The 20927-nt window shown below is 53.7% G+C and carries 17 protein-coding genes and 1 tRNA gene; 9 read left to right on the forward strand and 9 right to left on the reverse strand.

What is annotated here, in order from left to right; translation table 11 throughout:
- Nucleotides 1-11: 11 nt before the first annotated feature.
- Together ACE38U_RS03030 and rsuA are read right to left on the reverse strand one after the other, a co-directional pair.
- Nucleotides 12-1208 carry a Bcr/CflA family multidrug efflux MFS transporter gene (locus ACE38U_RS03030; RefSeq protein WP_038481007.1) on the reverse strand — a complete coding sequence of 399 codons (1197 nt, stop codon included), beginning with the start codon at nt 1206-1208 and terminating at the stop codon, nt 12-14.
- Nucleotides 1209-1223: 15 nt separating this feature from the next.
- Complete coding sequence (gene rsuA / locus ACE38U_RS03035; RefSeq protein ID WP_038481004.1) at nt 1224-1925, reverse strand: 16S rRNA pseudouridine(516) synthase RsuA; 702 nt, start codon at nt 1923-1925, stop codon at nt 1224-1226.
- Nucleotides 1926-2123: 198 nt separating this feature from the next.
- On the opposite strand from rsuA, the gene radD reads away from it, so the two are divergent.
- The 3 genes from radD (at nt 2124) to ACE38U_RS03050 (ending at nt 4846) form a co-directional block, all read left to right on the forward strand.
- A complete protein-coding gene (gene radD, locus ACE38U_RS03040; protein WP_038481001.1) occupies nt 2124-3884 on the forward strand; it encodes a DNA repair helicase RadD in 1761 nt (586 codons plus the stop codon).
- Between the two features lie 127 nt (nt 3885-4011).
- Entirely contained in the window at nt 4012-4296 is a 285-nt protein-coding gene (gene rplY / locus ACE38U_RS03045; RefSeq protein ID WP_038480998.1) for a 50S ribosomal protein L25, read from the forward strand.
- 94 nt (nt 4297-4390) lie between these two features.
- Nucleotides 4391-4846 carry a DOPA 4,5-dioxygenase family protein gene (locus ACE38U_RS03050; protein WP_052049027.1) on the forward strand — a complete coding sequence of 152 codons (456 nt, stop codon included), beginning with the start codon at nt 4391-4393 and terminating at the stop codon, nt 4844-4846.
- Nucleotides 4847-4904: 58 nt separating this feature from the next.
- Here the strand turns inward: ACE38U_RS03050 and yejK are convergent, their stop codons facing one another.
- Nucleotides 4905-5912, reverse strand: coding sequence for a nucleoid-associated protein YejK (gene yejK, locus ACE38U_RS03055; protein ID WP_038480995.1), 1008 nt, complete (start codon nt 5910-5912; stop codon nt 4905-4907).
- 136 nt (nt 5913-6048) lie between these two features.
- Between yejK and ACE38U_RS03060 the strand changes: the two genes are divergently transcribed.
- From ACE38U_RS03060 to ACE38U_RS03075, 4 genes are all read left to right on the forward strand, one after another.
- Nucleotides 6049-6276 carry a YejL family protein gene (locus tag ACE38U_RS03060; protein WP_016537389.1) on the forward strand — a complete coding sequence of 76 codons (228 nt, stop codon included), beginning with the start codon at nt 6049-6051 and terminating at the stop codon, nt 6274-6276.
- Between the two features lie 19 nt (nt 6277-6295).
- Nucleotides 6296-8059, forward strand: coding sequence for an LPS biosynthesis-modulating metalloenzyme YejM (yejM, locus tag ACE38U_RS03065; protein WP_038480992.1), 1764 nt, complete (start codon nt 6296-6298; stop codon nt 8057-8059).
- A 76-nt stretch (nt 8060-8135) separates the two neighbouring features.
- Nucleotides 8136-8212: transfer RNA gene (locus tag ACE38U_RS03070), tRNA-Pro, on the forward strand.
- A gap of 157 nt (nt 8213-8369) precedes the next feature.
- Nucleotides 8370-9371, forward strand: coding sequence for a glycosyltransferase family 8 protein (locus tag ACE38U_RS03075; RefSeq protein ID WP_052049026.1), 1002 nt, complete (start codon nt 8370-8372; stop codon nt 9369-9371).
- A 42-nt stretch (nt 9372-9413) separates the two neighbouring features.
- Here the strand turns inward: ACE38U_RS03075 and mgtE are convergent, their stop codons facing one another.
- The 6 genes from mgtE to ACE38U_RS03105 all read right to left on the reverse strand — a co-directional run bounded on the left by mgtE (nt 9414) and on the right by ACE38U_RS03105 (nt 16744).
- Nucleotides 9414-10841: a magnesium transporter gene (gene mgtE, locus ACE38U_RS03080; protein ID WP_038480989.1), complete on the reverse strand. Its 1428-nt coding sequence runs from the start codon at nt 10839-10841 to the stop codon at nt 9414-9416.
- A gap of 113 nt (nt 10842-10954) precedes the next feature.
- Nucleotides 10955-12601: a multidrug ABC transporter permease/ATP-binding protein gene (locus ACE38U_RS03085; protein WP_038480986.1), complete on the reverse strand. Its 1647-nt coding sequence runs from the start codon at nt 12599-12601 to the stop codon at nt 10955-10957.
- Between the two features lie 83 nt (nt 12602-12684).
- The gene (gene alkB / locus ACE38U_RS03090; protein ID WP_038480981.1) at nt 12685-13326 is read right to left on the reverse strand and encodes a DNA oxidative demethylase AlkB; all 642 of its coding nucleotides are present in this window, start codon (nt 13324-13326) and stop codon (nt 12685-12687) included.
- Nucleotides 13326-14399: a bifunctional DNA-binding transcriptional regulator/O6-methylguanine-DNA methyltransferase Ada gene (gene ada, locus ACE38U_RS03095; RefSeq protein ID WP_375529149.1), complete on the reverse strand. Its 1074-nt coding sequence runs from the start codon at nt 14397-14399 to the stop codon at nt 13326-13328. Before ada ends, alkB begins: the two co-directional genes overlap by 1 nt.
- A 73-nt stretch (nt 14400-14472) precedes the next feature.
- Nucleotides 14473-15519: an FAD:protein FMN transferase ApbE gene (gene apbE / locus ACE38U_RS03100; protein ID WP_375529150.1), complete on the reverse strand. Its 1047-nt coding sequence runs from the start codon at nt 15517-15519 to the stop codon at nt 14473-14475.
- A 130-nt stretch (nt 15520-15649) separates the two neighbouring features.
- On the reverse strand, nt 15650-16744 hold the full coding sequence (locus ACE38U_RS03105; RefSeq protein WP_038480972.1) for a porin OmpC: 1095 nt from the start codon (nt 16742-16744) through the stop codon (nt 15650-15652).
- A gap of 837 nt (nt 16745-17581) precedes the next feature.
- Here ACE38U_RS03105 and rcsD point away from each other — a divergent pair.
- Nucleotides 17582-20242: a phosphotransferase RcsD gene (gene rcsD, locus ACE38U_RS03110; RefSeq protein ID WP_038480969.1), complete on the forward strand. Its 2661-nt coding sequence runs from the start codon at nt 17582-17584 to the stop codon at nt 20240-20242.
- A 16-nt stretch (nt 20243-20258) separates the two neighbouring features.
- Complete coding sequence (gene rcsB, locus ACE38U_RS03115) at nt 20259-20909, forward strand: response regulator transcription factor RcsB (protein ID WP_038480967.1); 651 nt, start codon at nt 20259-20261, stop codon at nt 20907-20909.
- Nucleotides 20910-20927 lie beyond the last annotated feature (18 nt).

Below are 20927 nucleotides of genomic sequence, written 5' to 3' on the forward strand. Positions count from 1 at the left end.
CCCGCGCGTTTTCAGGCCTTTTTGTGGCGGGCTTTGCTGGCGTAAAAGTAGAACACCACCGAGGCTGTCGCACAGATAGCAATGGACCAGATCATCGGCCAGGCGGTGTTAAAGGTTGCCACCGAGAGTAAAGCCCCGGTTAGCGCGCCAATGCCAAAGCGGAAGGTGCCGGCCAACGAAGACGCAGTCCCGGCCATGTGCGGGAACTCGTCCAGAATCACCGCCATGGCGTTGGAGGAGACCAGCGACACGCAGCTGATAAATATCGCCACGCCAAGCACCATCGCCCAGAAGCCGAAGTCCAGCTGGCTGCTCACCACCAGCCATACCGCCATCGCAAACTGGATGCAAAGCCCGGTCCGAAACATGTTGATCGCCCCAACCCTGCGCACAAAGCGGCTGTTGATCATAGTCATGATGAACAGGAACACCACGTTCAGCGCAAAGTAGTAGCCAAAATGCTGGGGCGAAACGTGGTTGAGTTCGATGTAAACGAACGGCCCCGCGCTAAGAAACGAGAACATACCGGCGAAGCTGAAGCCGCTGGCCAGCATATAGCTGAGCACGCGCTTATGGCGGAACAGCGTGGCGAAATTCCCGACCGTAGTGCGCAGATTAAATTTCTGCCGCATCTCAGGGGCCAACGTTTCGTGAATAAAGAAGAAAATCATCGCTGAGGCCAGCAGCGCGGCGGCGGCCAGAATCCAGAAGATAACATGCCAGCTAAACCACACCAGCACCGCTCCCCCGACCATAGGCGCGACTAGCGGCGCAATGGTGGTTATCAGCATCACGAAGGACATCATCCGGGAGAACTCTTCTTTCGGATAGATATCGCGCATCAGGGCATTGATGACCACGCTCGCCGCCGCGGCCGCGAGGCCATGCAGAAAACGCATCCAAATCAGCTGTTCGATGGTCTGTGAAAGCGCGCAGGCGATAGCCGCGAGGGCAAAGATCAGCGTACCACCCAGCACCACTGGCTTACGCCCCAGGCTATCGGCCATCGGCCCATAGAAGATCTGCCCGATTGCAAAGCCCAGAATATAGGTACTGAGGGTCATTTGCGCGCTGCCCGCCGGCACATTAAAGCCCTGGGCAATCATCGGCAACGCCGGCAGATACATATCGATGGACAGCGGCATCAGCATCGCCAGCAGGCCAAGGATTACGATAATACCGACAGAAGAGTTCTGTTTACGGCTCAAAAGTCACTCCGGAGATTAGGGCATGCCGACGCTGGCAATTTCCTGTTCGGTTAACGGGCGGTACTCACCGGGGGCCAGTTCAGGATCCAGTGCGATTTCACCAATACGCTCGCGGTGCAGGCCAACAACGCGGTTGCCGACCGCCGCGAACATGCGTTTGACCTGGTGGTAGCGACCTTCGCTGATGGTCAGGCGCACTTCCGTGGGGGTAATCACTTCCAGCACGGCAGGTTTGGTGAGATCTTTCTCATTATGCAGCTGAACGCCTTTCGCGAAGTGTTCCGCCGTGCCCTCTTCTACCGGCGATTCCAGCGTCACAAGATAGGTTTTTTCGCAATGATGGCGCGGAGAAGTAATGCGGTGCGACCACTGGCCGTCGTCCGTCATCAGCACCAGACCGGTGGTGTCGATATCAAGGCGACCCGCAGCATGCAGCTTGTGCGCCACCGGCACGTCCAGGAAGTAAAGCACCGTCGGATGATCCGGGTCATCGGTCGAGCAAACGTAGCCCTGCGGCTTATTAAGCATGAAATAGCGTGGGCCATTTTGCTGGGTCAGCGGGTTGCCATCAAACGCCACCTGGTGTTCCGGCAGCAGTTTAAAAGAGGCGTCACGCACCACTTCATCGTCAATGGTGACGCGGCTAGCGCGGATTTCGCGGCCAGAGATAGCACGGCTGACGCCGAGCTGCTGAGAGATAAATTTATCGAGTCGCATTAGTGTATTGCCTGTTTCATGAAGGTGCCGACAAGCGAGATTGCGGCCGGGACTGAAGCCCAAATTCAGGTGAAAATTGGTTTGCCTGATAATTAGTTTGCCAGTATAGCGACATCAAAAACTCTCTCAAGGTAAAACCGTGCTTTATGGCATAATCGTTGCAGTCATTTGATAAGAAGGTTGAAAAACCACCCTGCCATGTCTTTTACTCTACGCCCCTATCAGCAAGAAGCGGTGGACGCCACCCTCAGCTACTTCCGTAAACATTCTGAACCCGCCGTTATCGTGCTGCCTACCGGCGCGGGCAAAAGCCTGGTGATAGCGGAGCTGGCAAGAGTGGCGCGTGGGCGCGTGTTGGTGCTTGCTCACGTAAAAGAGCTGGTGGCGCAAAACCACGCGAAATACGTCGCCCTTGGGCTGGAAGCAGACATTTTTGCCGCCGGCCTGCAGCGCAAAGAGAGTCAGGGAAAAGTGGTGTTTGGCAGCGTGCAGTCCGTGGCCCGCAATCTTGAGCATTTTCACGGCGAGTTTTCCCTACTGATTGTCGATGAATGCCACCGTATCGGCGACAGCGACGAAAGTCAGTATCAGCAAATCCTCACGCATCTGCGCGGCAACAACCCCAGGCTACGGCTATTGGGGCTGACCGCGACGCCTTACCGTCTCGGCAAAGGCTGGATTTATCAATTTCACTATCACGGCATGGTTCGCGGCGATGAAAAAGCGCTGTTCCGCGACTGCATTTACGAGCTGCCGCTGCGCTATATGATTAAGCATGGCTACCTGACGCCGCCGGAAAGGCTGGATATGCCGGTGGTGCAATACGACTTTAGCCGCCTGCAGGCGCAGTCCAACGGGCTGTTCAGCGAAGCCGACCTGAACCGTGAGCTTAAGCAGCAAAAACGCATCACCCCCCACATCATCAGCCAGATAGTTGAGTTTGCCGCCGAGCGCCGTGGCGTGATGATTTTCGCCGCCACGGTAGAGCACGCCAAAGAGATTACCGCCCTGTTGCCCACCACCGACGCAGCCTTGATTACCGCCGATACGCCCGGCCCGGCGCGCGATACGCTTATCGAAGCTTTTAAAAATCAGCAGTTCCGCTTTCTGGTGAACGTGGCGGTACTGACCACCGGTTTTGATGCGCCGCACGTGGACCTGATAGCCATCCTGCGTCCTACCGAGTCAGTTAGCCTTTACCAACAAATCGTTGGTCGCGGCCTGCGCCTGTCGCCCGGTAAAAAAGACTGCCTGATCCTCGACTACGCCGGCAACCCGCATGACTTATTTACCCCGGAAGTGGGCCATGCCAAAGGAAAAAGCGACAACGTACCGGTGCAGGTCTTTTGCCCGTCCTGCGGTTTTGCCAATACGTTCTGGGGAAAAACCACCGCAGACGGTACGGTAACTGAACACTTTGGCCGCCGCTGCCAGGGCTGGTTTGAAGACGACGACGGCCTGCGAGAGCAGTGCGACTATCGGTTTCGCTTCAAAAACTGCCCCAACTGCAATGCGGAAAATGATATTGCCGCCCGCCGCTGCCATCAGTGCGATCACGTGCTGGTCGACCCGGACGATATGCTCAAAGCCGCCCTGAAGCTAAAGGATGCGCTGGTGCTACGCTGCAGCGGCATGACGCTACAGCACGGCGGCGACGCTCATGGAGACTGGCTGAAAATCACCTATTACGATGAAGACGGAGCAGACGTTAGCGAGCGCTTCCGTCTCCAGACACCCGCTCAACGTATGGCGTTTGAACAACTGTTTATCCGCCCACACTCACGCGCGCCCGGCGTGCCGTTACGTTGGATAAACGCCGCAGACGTTGTAGCCCAGCAGGCGCTGCTGCGCCATCCTGATTTCGTGGTTGCCCGCATGAAGGGGCAATTCTGGAACGTTCGAGAGAAGGTTTTCGACTACCAGGGACGCTTCCGCCGGGCCAATGAATTGCGCGGTTAAGCGGTACTTTTCATTGCCGACAGGGTCAGATATGGCTATAATGCCGCCCGCTTTTGCATCCGCAAAGCAGAAAACTTTACCTGCTGCTGGGTCGCCTGTAGCAGGCTTATTTAAAGAGAAACATTCAATGTTTACTATCAATGCAGTAGAACGTAAAGAGCAGGGCAAGGGTGCGAGCCGCCGCCTGCGTGCAGCAAACAAATTCCCAGCTATCGTTTATGGTGGCGCGGAAGCTCCTGTATCCATCGAACTGGATCACGACTCCGTAATGAACCAGCAGGCTAAACCTGGTTTCTACGAAGAAGTTCTGACCCTGTCTATCGACGGCAAAGAAGTAAAAGTGAAAGTTCAGGCTGTTCAGCGTCACCCGTTCAAGCCAAAACTGACTCACATCGACTTCGTTCGCGCTTAATCGCGAGTTAAGTTCGAAAAAAACCCCGCTTCGGCGGGGTTTTTTGTTATATAAGCATTCCCGACGCCACGCCTGGCACTGAGAGATAACTTCCATGGTTGAAAAAACCCCCGCAGGTGCATCGCTGACACCCGCCGTAGAAACGGATATCCAGGCTATCAGGACGATACAAAGCTACCACGCCCATATCTATTTCGAGACGCCTCAGCAGAGGGCGACCGCGGAAAGGATTCGGCAAGAAATTGCGCAGCGTTTTTCCGTGCTGCTCGGGCGCTGGCACGACGAGCCCGTTGGCCCTCACGCCCTGCCGATGTACCAGGTCGCTTTTATGCCCGATGAATTTGTGCGCCTGGCGCCGTGGCTGATGCTCAACCGCAGCGGACTAACCGTGCTGCTGCACCCTAATACCGGGCACCCCAAAGCCGACCATACCGCTCACGCAGTCTGGATGGGGGAAAAGCTGGAGATTCGAAATTTGCACCGCCTGCCCGAAAGCGAAGGTCCGGAGCCAGAATACATCCCAAATACTTGCCCTACGGTCGCATCGTAGGCTTAAGCAATGGGTACTTGATACGGCCCGCCGGTAATATGCGGGCCGTTTTGACGGGTTATTTCCCGGAAGTGCGGCGCTGGAGCTGGTCGCGCAGGTTCGGCGGCGTCCCTTTGATAGTCAGGGTATCCGTCGCCGGATCCCAGAAAATACGCTCGCCCAGCAGCATGGCATCGAAGCTAATCGTCAGCCCGCCGCCGCTACCGGCATATTTAGTCAGCTGACGCAGAGTTCCGCGATCGGCCGGGAAGCTCTCTTCCAGTTCGTAGCCCTTGTCGGCGGTAAACTGTTGGAAGTTCTTGTCGTCAACCGCCCACGGCAGCTCATCGGCCAATGAAGAGAGTTCAATCTCTTCTCCCGCCTGAAGCTGTTCGTTGCAGTAGGCATAAACCTGCTGCCGCGCGGCCTGGCGCTCGTTTTTGTCCAACTGGGCTTCATTGGTGAAGTCGTCCAGCGCCTGCAGCAGACCTTTGTTCTGCGCCTTTGCGTTCAGGCCTTCGCTGGCGCCCAGGAAGTCCATAAAGAAATCGGCCACTTTGCGCCCCACTCTGCCCTTCAGGAAGGTCAGATAGCGGGTAGACTCCGGGTTGGTTTCCCATTCAGTCAAATCAATACGCGCGACGATGTCCGCGTGGTTGATGTCCAGGTAGTGGGTCGCGCTAATATCCAGCTCTTCGTTAACGCGCATGCTGCTCAGATTGTTCAGCACCGCCACCAGCAAATATTCCACCGCCAGATAACGATAGTGGCAAAACAGCACAATGCCGCCGTCGGCAAACGGGTATTTTGCCAGTTCATCGCGAAGGCGACCGGTCGCCGCACGGGTAAAGGCAAGAAAATCCTCATCGCCTTTACGCTGTAAACGCAGCGCTTCGGCCAGCTCGCTCTCTTCGCTGAACAGGCCGTAAGCTTTATTTTTGGCGCTGTACACGCGGTGCAGCTCCGCCATCATATCTTCGACGGCACCGTCGGTTGCCAGCAGCGAATCGCGAAGCACGACGTCCAGCGTCTGCTCATCGCGCTTAATCAGTTGATGCAGGGCAATCTGGTTGATATCCAGACTCATGTTAAACTCTCCTTTAAGACCGGGCGGTATTCAACCACCGCCGCTACCGGGACGCAAGTCGTGATAAAAAAGCGGAAAAATCGTCCCTGCTACGGTAAGATAATGCCCTTTCCCGAATACGAATGATTTTTAATTTATGCCACAAACATCCCGCTACAGTGACGAACAAGTTGAAGCGATGCTGACCGAACTGGCCGGCGTGCTGGAAAAACACCACGCGCCTACCGATCTTTCCCTGATGGTTTTGGGAAATATGGTCACCAATCTGATAAACACCAGCGTGGCGTCCGCTCAGCGTCGTCCTTTGGCTCGCTCCTTTGCCGAGGCGCTTCAAGCTTCGGTGAGCGAAGATAAAGCCCACTAAGGAACTATCGTAACAAGTTATGGTGACTAACCGTCAGCGCTACCGCGAAAAAGTTTCCCAGATGGTCAGTTGGGGACACTGGTTCGCCCTGTTTAATATCCTGCTGGCCATGCTGCTGGGTAGCCGCTATCTGTTTATTGCCGACTGGCCAACGACGCTGACGGGGCGAGTTTATTCGTACCTTAGCGTCGTTGGGCACTTTAGTTTTTTGGTGTTTGCTGCCTATTTACTGCTGATTTTTCCGCTGACGTTTATCGTGATGTCGCAGCGCCTGCTGCGCTTTATCAGCGCTGCCTTAGCCACGGCGGGCATGACGCTATTGCTGATAGACAGCGAAGTTTTCACGCGCTTCCACCTTCACCTTAATCCCACCGTCTGGGATCTGGTGATTAACCCTGACCAGGGGGAGATGGCCCGCGACTGGCAGCTGATGTTCATCAGCGCACCGGTGATTTTGCTTATTGAGATGCTATTTGCGACGTGGAGCTGGCAGAAGCTGCGCAGCCTCGGCCGTCGCCGTAAATACGTGCGTCCTTTAGTGATTCTGTTCTTTATCTCTTTCTTTAGCAGCCACCTGATGTACATCTGGGCGGATGCTAACTTTTATCGCCCGATAACCATGCAGCGGGCGAATCTGCCGCTTTCTTACCCGATGACGGCACGCCGCTTCCTTGAAAAACACGGCCTGCTTGATGCGCAAGAGTACCAGCGTCGTCTGGTTGAGCAAGGCAGCCCGGAAGCGCTTTCGGTGCAGTATCCGCTGAGTAACCTGCAGTTCCGCGATATGGGTATCGGCAACAATGTTCTGCTGATTACCGTGGACGGCCTGAACGCAGACAGCGTGAGCAAAGATATGCCAGCGCTGAGCGAATTCGCCGCCGGCAATATCCGCTTTACCCAGCACATGAGCTCCGGGAATAGTACCGACAGCGGTATCTTCGGCCTGTTCTACGGCATTTCACCGGCTTATATGGACGGCGTGCTATCAAAACGTACCCCTGCCGCGCTGATTACCGGCTTAAACCAGCAGGGCTACCAGCTTGGCCTTTTTGCCTCCGACGGCTTTAACTCGGCAATGTACCGCCAGGCCCTGCTCTCCGACTTCTCGCTACGTCCGGCTAAAAACCAGGGCGACAGCCAGACGGCAACACAGTGGATTAACTGGCTCAATCAGTATGCCTCTGACGATAACCGCTGGTTCTCATGGGTGGCCTTTAACGGCACCAGCATTGACGACAACGGCAACCAGCAGGGCTTTGAGCGGCGCTATTCCCGCGCGGCCGGCAACGTAGATGAACAGATTAAACGCGTGCTGGATGCGCTTCAGGCGGCGGGTAAACTGCAAAATACCGTGGTGATCGTTACCGCAGGACACGGTGTCCCGCTTGGCGCACAGCGCGATGCTTTTGCCTGGTCACGGGCTCATATTCAGGTACCGCTGGTGATCCACTGGCCGGGTACGCCAGCACAGACCATCACCAAGCTCACCGATCATCAGGATGTCATGACAACGCTGATGCAGCGTCTGCTGCACGTTAAAACGCCGGCAAATGAATATTCACAGGGTGAAGATCTGTTTACCGCCACCCGTCGCAATAACTGGGTGATTGGGGCCGACAACGAAACCCTGGCCGTGACCACGCCGGAAATGACGCTGGTGCTTAGCAATAACGGCAACTACAGGATGTACGATCTGCAGGGCAAGAGAATCGAAGAGACCAAGCCTCAGCTTGATCTGCTGCTGCAGGTGCTGACCGACGAGAAGCGTTTCATCGCCAACTAATTGTTTATTTATAAGACAGTTAGCCGTAACCGTCCTTGCAATCAACGCGAAAAAATGTAGTATTATTCTTCTGCGTCGGCACGTAGCGCAGCCTGGTAGCGCACCGTCATGGGGTGTCGGGGGTCGGAGGTTCAAATCCTCTCGTGCCGACCAAAATTTTAAAACCAGCCCTCAGTGGCTGGTTTTTTTGTACCTGAAATCTTCCATCTGCCGTGCAAATAAAGTACAGCCACTTCCGTCAGGGGCGGATTTTTGACATATTACGCCATTAGGGAAAAGCCCTACAGGCAAAGAAATAGGCTAATTCGAAATGGAACATGTTGTTAAGTATATTGTGAGTAATGAGTATCTCTCCCTGGCTGAAGGTGAAGAGGCACATGATGTTGTCTATAGCATCGACAAGAATTTTTTATTAGGTGCCGCCGTTTCTGCCGTATCAGTGCTCATTAATAGCAGTAAGAAATTCAACTTCCATTTTTTCACTGATTTTATCAGCAACGATCATCTCGAAAAATTTAACGCGCTGGCGCAAAAATTCCAGACAAATATTTATATTTATCTGATCGACAAAACATCCTTCTCAGATTTCCCCGTACGGGCCAAATGGACCGTCGCGACCTACTATCGCTTTATTGCGTTTAACTCTCTGTCATCGACTAAGAAAACCGTTCTTTATCTTGATGCCGACGTGATGTGCAAAGCTAGTCCTGACGCTCTCCTGGATCTCAAATTAGGGGAAAAGTATGCCGCCGTGGTCCCGGATCTGGGGTTAGTACAGCAGACGTGCGAGGAGCGACTGGGTTTGCCGGGAATAGAAGGTAATTATTTTAATGCCGGGGTGATTTACCTGAATCTCGAACAGTGGAAGCTGAACAATTTTACCGAAAAAGCGCTGGCGATGATTGGGGATAAAACGACGGAATACAGCTTCCTCGATCAGGACGTGCTGAATATTCTTTTCCATAAAAACAGCCTGTTGCTGCCGGGAAAATATAATCAGATTTATGACGCCGCCCATCACTTTGGTCTCAAAACGTCACATCTGCATAGCGAAACTATTACCGATGAGACGGTCTTTATCCACTACACCAGCAGCTCAAAACCCTGGTTACAATGGATGCGTTACCCGTCGTCGGTCTATTTTGATATTGCCTACGAGCAATCGCCCTGGAAAGGCTTGCCGCTGCAGGATGCCCATACAACCACCCTGTTAAAACTGCGTTCTAAGCACGAATACCGCCAGAAGAAATACCTCTCCAGTCTTATTTCACAAATTAGGTATATCGTGAAAAAATCCGGACTGAAGAAATAAAAACCGCTACGCCCTGAACGCCATTCAGGGCGTTATATCGGATTACAGCAGGAACAACGTTGCCAGGCCGAGGAAGATAAAGAATCCGCCGGTGTCGGTTATCGCCGTGATCATTACGCTTGAGCCGACGGCGGGATCTTTGCCCAGTTTGGTCATCGTCATCGGAATCACCACGCCCATCAGCGCCGCAACCAAAAGATTCAGGATCATCGCCAGCGTCATGACGCCGCCCATCGCTGCGTCGTTATACAACAGCCAGGTAATCGTTCCCATCACGCCGCCCCAGACCAGGCCGTTGATCAACGCCACGCCAAGCTCGCGCAACATCAGGAATGAGATATTGCCGGCCTGAATATGCTGTAGCGCTAACGCGCGCACGATCATGGTAATAGTCTGGTTACCGGTGTTGCCGCCGATCCCGGCCACAATCGGCATCAGAGACGCCAGGGCCACCAGTTGAGAAATGGTATGTTCAAAGAGCCCGATCACACGCGAAGCCACAAACGCAGTACAAAGGTTAATGGCAAGCCACGCCCATCGGGTGCGAACGGCTTTGCTCACCGGCGCAAAGACGTCCTCTTCCGTGCTCAGGCCACCCATGCGGCGCAAATCGCTGTCGGTTTCCTCGTACACCACGTCAACAATCTCATCGACCGTTAAGCGGCCCATCAGCTTGCCGGCGCTATCGATAACCGCGGCGCTGATTAAGTCGTCACGCTCAAAGGTACGTGCGGCTTTTTCATCGTGATCTTCCGGAGCAAAACAGGTGGGATTGTCGTCCATCACTTTAAACACCGGCGTTTGCGGCGCATGCAGCAAAATCGCGGTGAGGTCCAGCTCCCCCAACAGCGTTTTGTCCCGGCTGGTGACAAACAGTTTATCGGTGTTCTGCGGGACTTTACCGCGAAGTCGAAGATAGCGCTGCACCACGGCAAGCGTGACGTCAGGACGCACGGTGATCACTTCAAAGTCCATGATCGCACCGACGCTGTGCTTGTCATAATGCAGGATCTGGCGAACCTGGGTGCGCTCATTCTGCGGCATCGTCGCCAGCAGGCGCCCGACCAGATCGCGAGGAAGGTATTGCGCCAGATAGATCTGATCGTCAATATCCAGCGGGCGTAGCGCGTTAAGCAACGCTTTATCGCTCATATCCTCAATCAGATCGTCCCAGACGGTTTCTGCCGCTTCGACCAGTACGCTACCGCGCCGCTCTTCGGTAATCAGGCTCCACAGCGCTAAACGCTCTTCCGTGGGCAATGCTTCCAGGACATCGGCGAGATCCGGCGCGGGCAGCCGCCCTACCAGCGTCACTATCTCGGCGATATCCTGTTCAGCACTTTGCGTTTCAGCGAGCGGCTCTTTGGCCAGAATGCCGCTGGCAACGGCCTTATTCGTCAGCAAGATTTGCAGGATGCGCGCCCGATCCTGGTCGCGCTCTTTGGTGCTGTACTTCTGAATGGCTGTCATAAATAAACTGTTCCCTTGAAACGACGAGTTAGTTTATAGCGCGGGAAGATGAAGAAAACAAAAAACCAGCCTTAATAGACTGGTTTTTTTTACTTTGTTTAGAAAACGCTGACCTAATGGCCCGTTCTTGCTACGGCATCGCGTGACGCCTGCTCCCGCTCATGGCCGGTAAGTTCGCTAAGCTTACCCTGGCGCATTTCCAGCAGGCGGTCGGCATGGATGAAGTAATTATCGTCATGGCTGATGGCAAACACCGTTTTCCCCATTTGCTGCATCAGCGGCAGCAGCACCTGGTAGAACTCCCGGCGGAAATGAGGATCCTGGTCTGCGGCCCATTCGTCCAGCAGAATAATATCGCGTTCCTCCGCCAGCGCCAGCAGCAGCGCCACGCGCTTGCGCTGACCTTTCGACAGCTTGAGGTTAAGAATGGTGCCGTTTTCCAGCTCCAGCTTGCTGCTCATCTTCAGCCGCTCAAGCCAGCTGGCCACCAGCTCAGGGTTAGCCTGCTTACCCTGTGGTCCAAGAAGCCTGTCGAACAGCCAGACGTCGGTAAAGACTGCCGAGAATAGCTTGCGGTAGTCGTCCTGCGTTTCGGCCTCAACTCTTTTTCCATCAAGGTAAATAGCCCCGCTCACCGGCTGATAAAGTCCGGTAAGCAGCATCGCAAGGGTAGATTTTCCGCTGCCGTTGCCGCCAATCAGGAACAGCAGCTCTCCGCGCTTAATGGTGAGATTAAGCGGGCCTACGCCGAAGCTATTGTCACCGTACTGGAATACCACATCGCGCATTTCAAGCTGTTGCCAGTTCCCAGCTTCTTTCGAACGGGGGAACCGGGCATCGTAAGGCGCGAGCTGGAACTTGTTCAGCTTGTTAAAGGCAACCTGGGCGCTTAATAGCGTCGGTAAGGCTCCCACGGCAGAAAGGAGTGGCGTGCGCAGGAATAACAACGTTAAAGAGAAAGTGGCTGCTACGTTGGTATCGGACCAGCCCAGGCTGTTAGCCATATAAAACACCAGGCCAATTGCGCCCAGCATCATAATATTTGACCAGTTTACAGCGCTCAGGTGGTAGGTATCCGCCCGGATAATGTTGTTTCGATAATCGGCAGCATGAGGCGTGTAGGTATCCTGGTAAATCCGTTCCGCTCGCTCGCGGTTCAACGCCAGCTCTTTGCGCCCTTCGATGACGGTTTGGTAGTCGTTATAGAGCTTATCTTCGATCTCCCGAAGCTGGGCCATATGTTTGTATACCCGCGCCACCAGCAAATAGCCACCGACAATGGTTATCACCAGCCACACGGTGGTGACGCCCAGCATTTTCGGCGAGAGCCAGGCCAGATAGGCCGCAGAGCCGATAGCCAGAATAATGCCCTGCACCAGCTCCGGCAGGCGCACAAAAGCGATGGTGATGTTGCGAATATCGCTGGTTAACCCCGCCAACAGCGCCGCGCTGCCAAGCTGTTCGACCCGCTCAACGTCGGTATCCATCAGGCGCTTAATAAACTCGCTACGCAGGCGAAAAACAAAATGGTGACCGAGGGTAGTTAATGCCAGCTGGGAGCCCAGCGTCACGGCCATCAGCAATAAAAGCAGGCCCAAAAATTCCGGCAACACCGCGAGGGTGATATCTGGCGTTTCAATCAGCCGCTGATTAATAAAGGCAATCAGGCCGATGCCCAGCGCGGCGCTTGCCAGGCTTAACGCCATGACCATCATAAAAGGCCAGCGATACTGGCGATAAACCACACGAAGTAGCTCCATTATTCCCTACCTGCAAAATAAAACAGCGAGCAGTTTAAACGGCTCGCCGTCCACAGCAAGAATAATTCTTATTTTTATTTGCCTTACGACGCGCGGCGAAAGGTCAGGTTATAGCGGAACTGGTCGGTAAGGGGATGAAAGCCGGGTTTGAGAGGCAGAATGCCGTGATAGAAAAGCCGTGATGCGCCTCCCCACACCACCACGTCGCCATGCTCAAGCATGACGCGCTGCAGCGGATCGCTACGCTGTAGCCCGCCAAACTGAAAAACGGCAGGTAAACCCAGGGAGACAGAAACAATCGGCTGACGCAGATTCGGTTCGTCTTTATCCTGATGAAGAGAGAGCTTTGTTCCGGGCGCATAGCGGTTGATCAGGCAGGCATCAGGGTCAAAATCCGCGTATCCCGCAGCATGCGAAGCTCGCGCGCAGACGTCCTGAAACAGAGAGGGAAGCTGAGGCCAGAACTGGCCGGTCAGCGAGTCCTTCGGTGAATAGAGATAGCCGTGCTGGTTTGTGCTCCAGCCCAGCTCGCCGCAGTTGGTCATCGCCACCGACATGGTATGTCCACCGGGCGTGACCATATGGCGAAAAGGCGCCTGCTGCGATACCTGATGAACGGCCGCCATCAGCGCGGCGGCATCCTCCCGGGCAAAGCGGCGCAGAATAATTGCGCCTTCTGCGAGCGGTTCTTCCCAGGGAGCCTCATCGGCGAACAAATCCAGCATTATTCCTCCAGGCTTTGCTTCTCGTTTTCCAGAAGCCGACGTTTGCGCTCCACGCCCCAGCGGTAGCCGGACAAACCACCATCGCTGCGGATCACTCGATGGCAGGGAATGGCGACCGCAAGCGTGTTGGCCGCGCATGCACCGGCCACGGCACGAACGGCGGCGGGCTTACCTATACGTGCTGCCAGCTCGCTGTAGCTCACGGTAGCTCCGGGCGGAACGGCTCTTAATGCCTGCCATACCAACTGCTGAAATGCTGTGCCGCGAATGTCGAGAGGTAAGATAAATTCAGTTCCTGGCGACTCAATAAAACTAATCACCTGCGCAACGCGTGACTCAAACGCTTCATCACCCGGCATGAGCTGTGAACGGGGAAACTCGGTTTCGAGTTCACTTATCAGCGCTTCGGCATGTTCACCCAACAAAATCGCACAAATGCCCCGCTCGCTTTCAGCCACCAGAAACTCTCCCAATTGGCAGGTGCCGACCACAAACTGCACGTGCGTACGGGCCCCGCCCTTTCGGTATTGGCTCGCCGTCATGCCCAGCGCGGCATCAGCCTGATGGTAGAATGCGCTGCCGGACTGAAACCCGGCATAAAAAATGGCCTTTGTTACCTCTGTTCCCTGTGCGAGCGCGTCACGCAGCCGACGAGCACGATGCGCTTTTTGCCATTCGTTCGGCGTTAAGCCGGTGACGCTTTTGAACAGTCGATGAAAGTGAAAGCTGCTCATGGCAACCTGTCCTGCCAGCTCATCAAGCGTGAGAGGTGAATCGCTGGCTTCAATAATGCGGCAGGCTTGTTCGATGCGCGCAACTCGCTGCAGCTCAGGGGCAAGCTTGTCCGGCTGGCAGCGTTTGCAGGCTCGGAAACCGGCCTTCAGCGCCGCTTCGGGCGAAGTGTAGAACCCCGTATTTTCACGCAGCGGACGGCGGGCGCTGCAGGATGGCCGGCAGAAGATCCCGGTCGTTTTGACGGCAAAGACAAACTGCCCGTCAGCCCGGGCATCACGCTGCTCAACCGCCTGCCAGCGTTGCTGCTCTGTAATATAACCGTTGTTCTGTTTCATCATCACGACCTCATGCTTATCTTAACGATACCATCATGGCAGCCAGGGCCGGATGAAAAACTCGGGTTCTTGCTTTTTAATTTTTCTCGTCGAGGAGGAAGGTTTTGAACTGCGGCGACATCCAGCTGCGGAAGCCATCTCCTTCTTTGCTGATGAGATAAACCGCCAGCCCTTCTCGCTGCGCGACCTGCTTCGCTTTTTCTTCCCCCAGTACCATCAGGCCGGTATCCCAACCATCAGCCTCCATAGCCGTGGTGGCAATAACGGTCGCGGAAACGAGTTTGTGCTCGATTGGTCGCCCGGTCTGAGGGTTAATAATGTGCGAGATACGTTTGCCATCCAGTTCGTAATAGTTACGGTAGCTGCCTGAAGTACTGATCCCATGGCCGTTAATATCGACCATTGCCTGAACGGCATTTTCCCGATCGGTCGGCTTCTGAATGGCCACGCGCCAGGGCTTGCCGTCCGGATTTGTCCCGCGAGTGGCCACCGCCCCGCCGACGGACACGAGATAGCGGCTAATGCCATTTTGCTCCATCAGGCGTGCAAGATGATCGGCGGCGTAACCTTCCCCGATAGTCGACAGATCGACATACAGCCCCGGCAGATCCTTTTGCAACCACTGCTGCCCGGCCGCATTTACCACCTTAAGATGCTGCAGGCCTGTTAGCGCTTTCGCGGCGTCGATTTGCGCCTGGTTTGGGGTGTGCAGAGGCTGTTTATCCGGTCCAAATCCCCACAAGTTGACCAGAGGCCCAACCGTAATGTCCATCGCCCCGTCGGTTTTGGCGCCAATCCGCAGCGCCATGGTGACGATATCGCTCATCGCCTCGCTTACCGGATACGGTTCAGTACTGGTCGATTGGTTAAAAAGGGAAAGTGCCGAATCCTTTTTCCAGGTCGACATCAATTTGTCATCGCCATCCAGCTGAGCCTGAATTTTTTTCTGCAGCGTCGTCTTCTGCGCGGCGTCCACGTCGGCCAGGCTAACACGCCAGTAAGTCCCCATGGTTTTACCCTCCAGCACCACCGACTTTGCGGCGCTGTTTTGGGCGTTATCGCACCCTGCCAGGGCTATAAGGGCTACGGCAAAGCAGCCGCGACGAATAAGGCGTAAATCCATGGTGTCACTCTCCTGTTTCGGGAGGCTAAGAGTACAGCAAAAGGTGCAAAGAGATGAGGCAAGCGGCGAGCCATTGAGGTTTAAGACAGAAAAAAGGCGCCTTGCGGCGCCTTTGTCATTTTGACTGAGATTAGAACTGGTAAACCAGGCCTACACCCACAACGTCATCGGTACCGATGCCGGCAGCCTGAGTGAAGTCATTTTTGTCCAGCAGGTTGATTTTGTAGTCAACGTAGGTGGACATGTTTTTGTTGAAGTAGTAAGTCGCGCCAACATCAACATATTTCAGCAGATCCTGGTCGCCGTAGCCTTCCAGGTTCTTACCTTTAGACTGCAGGTAAGCCACGGATGGACGCAGACCGAAGTCGAACTGGTACTGAGCAACAACTTCGAAGTTCTGTGCTTTGTTAGCAAAGCCCAGGCTACCAGCGCGAGTTGCGTTGTAGGTCTGGGTGTACTGAGATGCCAGATAGATGTTGTTAGCGTCGTATTTCAGACCGCCGGTGTAGGTAGTGGCGTCATCACCGTGACCCAGTACACCAGCGGCGTTCTGATCGGTAGTACGTTTAGAGCTAGAAATTGCTGAACCCAGGCTGAAACCTTCACCCAGATCGTAGGTCAGGGAGCCGCCGAAGCCGTCACCATTCTGACGCAGGAGGCCACGACCGTTGTTGGTAGAACCTTCACCGCTAGCGCTGCCGTTTTTACCCTGATACTGCAGAGCAAAGTTCAGGCCATCAACCAGACCGAAGAAGTCGGTGTTACGGTAGGTTGCAACGCCGTTTGCACGAGACTGCATGAAGTTATCAGCACCGTAGGTATCGCCACCGAATTCTGGCAGAACGTCAGTCCAGGAAGTAACGTCGTAAACAACGCCGTAGTTACGACCATAGTCAAAAGAACCCGCCTGACCGAACTTCAGACCAGCAAACGCCAGACGAGTCCAGGCCTGATCGCTTGAGTTTTCAGTGTTGTTCGCCTGAACGTTGTATTCCCACTGGCCGTAACCGGTCAGTTGGTCGTTGATCTGAGTTTCGCCTTTGAAGCCGAAGCGAACGTAAGTCTGGTCGCCGTCAGCGCTTTTATCATTGGAGAAATAGTGCAGACCATCAACTTTACCGTACAGGTCTAATTTATTGCCGTCTTTGTTATAAATTTCGGCTGCATTTGCAGCGCCTGCTACCAGCAGAGCCGGTACCAGAAGGGATAGTGCTTTAACTTTCATCTTATTAACCCTCTGTTATATGCCTTATTTTATTTACCACTGCTTACTGATTAACCCTCTAATCAGTCGGCAAATTCATTGTCCAAAACAAAGGCTGAATAATCCAACGAGAATATGATACGAAAACTATATAGATGTTTCATTTATCAATATAGATGTATCCAAATGTAAATCAGAGGGAACTTTTTTTAGCACGAATAGCTAAAAATATAAGCATGAATAATCAAAAAATAATAACAATGCATTAAAAACAATAAGTTAGACCAAAAATAAAAAAGTAGCACTGAATGATAATTTTTTTCTTACTTTCAGCGATAAAATCACTCTCGCTATCATCATTAACTTTATTTATTACCGTCATTCGAATCTGAATGTCCGTTTACCCCTATTAGTGCCGGATGCTCGCATCCGGTTTTTTTTTGCCCTTCTTTACACAACTTTAATATTCTCCTGCTACCGATGCAATTTGTAACGTCTGTTAATTAATCAATCTGCTTTTTTTCTCCATATTTCATGCACAACCCAGATGATTCTTAAAAACAGCCTTTTATTGCCTCTCTGCGTTCGCCACAAATAGCTGTACAAATCTTCCCCAACTGTACAAATCTCTCTCAGTAACTTAACGTAAATTCTTATTTAAGGAATTATCCTAATAATCAGTCACCTGAAAAACGCCTGAGAACCCCCTATACTGCGTCAGATTGCTGACTGTATCGCCATATAAAGGTATTCTTAGCGTCTGCCGGCGCGAAGACGCTAAGGCTAAACGGCCCACGCAATCAGTTGGGCTATCTATCATCCAGGATTGGCGAGGCTTCGCCGGGTTACCTACATACAATGAGCCAGTCTGAAAATACGTCGCTAAATAAGTTCTCACTGTTCCCCGGCAACATTACGCGCTTCTTTTTGCTGCTGACCATCGTACTGCTCGTCTCCATGGGCGTGCTGGTGCAAAGCGCCGTTAATGCCTGGCTGAAGGACAAAAGCTATCAGATTGTCGACATCACGCATGCCCTGCATAAGCGGGTAGAAACCTATCGCTATGCGACGTGGCAAATCTACGACAATATTGCCACCGCGCCTGCGGCCTCTGGGGAAAACCTGCAGGAAACCCGCCTGCGCCAGGACGTGTATTACCTCGACAAGCCACGCAGCAAAACCGAAGCGCTGATCTTTGGCTCCCATGACAGCTCTACGCTGGAAATGACGCAGCGGATATCCGGCTACCTGGACACGCTTTGGGGCGCGGAGAACAGCCCCTGGTCGATGTACTACCTGAACGGCCAGGACAACAGCATGATCCTGGTCTCTACCCTGCCGCTAAAAGATCTCTCCTCCGGCTTTAAAGACTCTGGCGTTGGTACCATCGTGGACTCACGCCGGGCAGAGATGCTGCAGCAGGCCAATGCCCTGGACGAGCGCGAAAGTTTCTCTTCGCTGCGCAAGCTAAACTGGCAAAACGGCCATTACTTCACGCTTCGAACCACCTTTAATCAGCCTGGGCATCTGGCCACCGTGGTCGCATTTGATTTGCCTATTAACGATCTTATTCCACCGACAATGTCGCTGGACAGCTTCCAGCTCGAGCCAGATGAGCGCCAGCGGGCCGCCGCTACGGCAACGGATAAAGACGATCCGGACAGCGTGAGCATTAATTTTAATAGCGCCCGGATTGAAATCACCGCACCGGTGGCCACAACTCAGCTCCAACTGGTGTGGAAGGTACCGTTTGGTACGCTGATGATGGATACGCTGCAAAACATTCTTCTGCCGTTGCTGCTGAACATTGCGCTGCTCGGGTTAGCCGTTTTTGGCTTCGCGACCTTCCGCCAGCAGCCCCAGCGCCAGACCGAAAGCAATCCGGGTAACGGTGAGCTACAAATCCTGCGGGCGCTAAACGAAGAGATCGTGGCCATCCTGCCGCTTGGCCTGCTGGTCCACGACCTCGATGCCAATCGCACGGTAATAAGCAACAAAATTGCCGACCACCTGCTGCCCCATCTGAACTTGCAAAACATCATTTCGATGGCGGATCAGCACCAGGGCGTTATTCAGGCCACGGTAAATAATGAGCTGTATGAGATTCGTCAGTTTCGCAGCCAGATAGCGCCGCGCACGCAGATTTTTGTTATCCGCGATCAGGATCGTGAAATTCTGGTAAACAAGAAGCTCAAGCAGGCCCAGCGCCTGTATGAGAAAAACCAGCAGGGCCGCGCCGCCTTTATGCAGCACATTGGCGAGGCGCTACAGCTGCCGGTTAAGCAGTTGGCCGAACATGCGGCAGAAATTAACGACGATAAACACCTGCAGCTCTCGAACGATGCACAGACTATTGTGCGCCTGGTCGATGAAATTCAGTTGTTGAATATGCTGGAAGCAGACAGCTGGAAAACCCAGGCCAGCGAGTTTTCCATCCAGTCGCTTGTCGATGAAGTGGCGCTGTCGATGCTGCCGATTATCAAGCGTAAAGGGCTACAGCTGCTCATCAACAACAACCTGCCGGCCGATGAAAAACGCCACGGCGACAAAGACGTGCTGCGAAAAATTCTGGAACTCCTGCTGCATTACTCGGTGACGACCACGCAGATTGGCAAAATTACGCTTGAAATCAGCGAAGAGGAAGCCGGGCCGGATCGCCTGCTGTTCCGTGTGCTTGATACCGGCAACGGGATCGGCAACGGAGAAGTGGATAATCTGCATTTCCCGTTCCTTAACGAGACAAGTGAAGACCGCTACGGCCAGGCCAATGGTCTCGCGTTTTATCTCTGCGATCGCCTTGCGCGCAAGCTCGGTGGCCACCTGAACATCAAAACGCGCCCGGACATCGGCACGCGCTATAATTTACACATCAGAATGGCCGCTGAGCCCCAGGCGGAGATGCAGGAAGAAAAACTGCTGGATGATGTCGTGGCAATGCTGGATATCACCTCCAATGAGGTGCGTACCATTGTGACCAGAATGCTGGAAAACTGGGGCGCAAACTGTATTTCCCCGGACGAAAGACTGGCGAGTCAAGACTTTGATATCTTCCTCACTGATAATCCGTCTAATCTTACTGCTTCGGGCTTGCTTTTAAGCGATGATGAAAACGGGATGCGGAAAATCGCCCCAGGCCAGTTCCGGGTCAACTTTAATATCAGCAATGCGATGCAGGATGCCGTTCTGCAGCTGATTGAAAACCAACTGGCGGAGGAAGATACGCCGGACTCGCCTCTGGGCGGCGATGAAAACGCTCAGCTGCACGCCAGCGGTTATTACGCGCTGTTTGTCGACACGGTACCGGAAGATGTTACCAGGCTGTATACTGAATCTGCAGCGGGCGACTTTGCCGCTCTGGCTCAGACAGCGCACCGCCTGAAGGGCGTGTTTGCGATGCTGAATCTGGTGCCCGGCAAACAGTTATGTGAAACGTTGGAGCACCACATTCGTGAAAGTGACGCTCCAGACATACAAAAATATATCAGCGACATTGATGCTTATGTCAAAAGTCTGCTGTAGCAAGGTAGCCTATTAGATGAACAATATGAACGTAATTATTGCTGACGACCATCCGATTGTTCTGTTCGGCATTCGTAAGTCTCTGGAGCAGATCGAATGGGTGAATGTTGTCGGTGAATTCGAAGACTCCACGGCGCTTATTAACAACTTACCAAAGCTTGAAGCCAATGTTTTAATCACCGATCTTTCCATGCCGGGCGACAAATACGGCGACGGCATTACGCTGATTAAATACATCAAGCGTCACTTCCCGGATCTGTCGATCATTGTGCTGACCATGAACAACAACCCGGCTATCCTTAGCGCGGTGTTGGATCTGGACATCGAAGGGATCGTCCTCAAACAAGGCGCCCCAACCGATCTGCCTAAAGCGCTCGCCGCCCTGCAGAAAGGTAAAAAATTCACGCCGGAGAGCGTCTCTCGCCTGCTGGAAAAAATCAGCGCCGGCGGCTATGGCGACAAGCGTCTTTCTCCGAAAGAGAGTGAAGTCCTCCGCCTGTTCGCAGAAGGTTTCCTGGTGACCGAAATTGCCCGCAAGCTGAACCGCAGCATCAAAACAATCAGCAGCCAGAAGAAATCAGCGATGATGAAGCTGGGTGTGGAAAACGATATTGCGCTGCTGAACTACCTTTCTTCCGTGAGCCTGACGCCAGCGGACAAAGAGTAATTAGCGCATCTGCATGAA

The organism is Cedecea selenatireducens, from assembly GCF_042138895.1.
Classification (GTDB): domain Bacteria; phylum Pseudomonadota; class Gammaproteobacteria; order Enterobacterales; family Enterobacteriaceae; genus Cedecea; species Cedecea selenatireducens.

Bases quoted from the DNA above. Each gene is read 5' to 3' on its own strand.
- rsuA (WP_038481004.1), bottom strand. From the start codon at position 1,925: ATGCGACTCGATAAATTTATCTCTCAGCAGCTCGGCGTCAGCCGTGCT.
- radD (WP_038481001.1), top strand. From the start codon at position 2,124: ATGTCTTTTACTCTACGCCCCTATCAGCAAGAAGCGGTGGACGCCACC.
- rplY (WP_038480998.1), top strand. From the start codon at position 4,012: ATGTTTACTATCAATGCAGTAGAACGTAAAGAGCAGGGCAAGGGTGCG.
- ACE38U_RS03050 (WP_052049027.1), top strand. From the start codon at position 4,391: ATGGTTGAAAAAACCCCCGCAGGTGCATCGCTGACACCCGCCGTAGAA.
- yejK (WP_038480995.1), bottom strand. From the start codon at position 5,912: ATGAGTCTGGATATCAACCAGATTGCCCTGCATCAACTGATTAAGCGC.
- ACE38U_RS03060 (WP_016537389.1), top strand. From the start codon at position 6,049: ATGCCACAAACATCCCGCTACAGTGACGAACAAGTTGAAGCGATGCTG.
- yejM (WP_038480992.1), top strand. From the start codon at position 6,296: ATGGTGACTAACCGTCAGCGCTACCGCGAAAAAGTTTCCCAGATGGTC.
- ACE38U_RS03075 (WP_052049026.1), top strand. From the start codon at position 8,370: ATGGAACATGTTGTTAAGTATATTGTGAGTAATGAGTATCTCTCCCTG.
- mgtE (WP_038480989.1), bottom strand. From the start codon at position 10,841: ATGACAGCCATTCAGAAGTACAGCACCAAAGAGCGCGACCAGGATCGG.
- ACE38U_RS03085 (WP_038480986.1), bottom strand. From the start codon at position 12,601: ATGGAGCTACTTCGTGTGGTTTATCGCCAGTATCGCTGGCCTTTTATG.
- alkB (WP_038480981.1), bottom strand. From the start codon at position 13,326: ATGCTGGATTTGTTCGCCGATGAGGCTCCCTGGGAAGAACCGCTCGCA.
- ada (WP_375529149.1), bottom strand. From the start codon at position 14,399: ATGATGAAACAGAACAACGGTTATATTACAGAGCAGCAACGCTGGCAG.
- apbE (WP_375529150.1), bottom strand. From the start codon at position 15,519: ATGGATTTACGCCTTATTCGTCGCGGCTGCTTTGCCGTAGCCCTTATA.
- ACE38U_RS03105 (WP_038480972.1), bottom strand. From the start codon at position 16,744: ATGAAAGTTAAAGCACTATCCCTTCTGGTACCGGCTCTGCTGGTAGCA.
- rcsD (WP_038480969.1), top strand. From the start codon at position 17,582: ATGAGCCAGTCTGAAAATACGTCGCTAAATAAGTTCTCACTGTTCCCC.
- rcsB (WP_038480967.1), top strand. From the start codon at position 20,259: ATGAACAATATGAACGTAATTATTGCTGACGACCATCCGATTGTTCTG.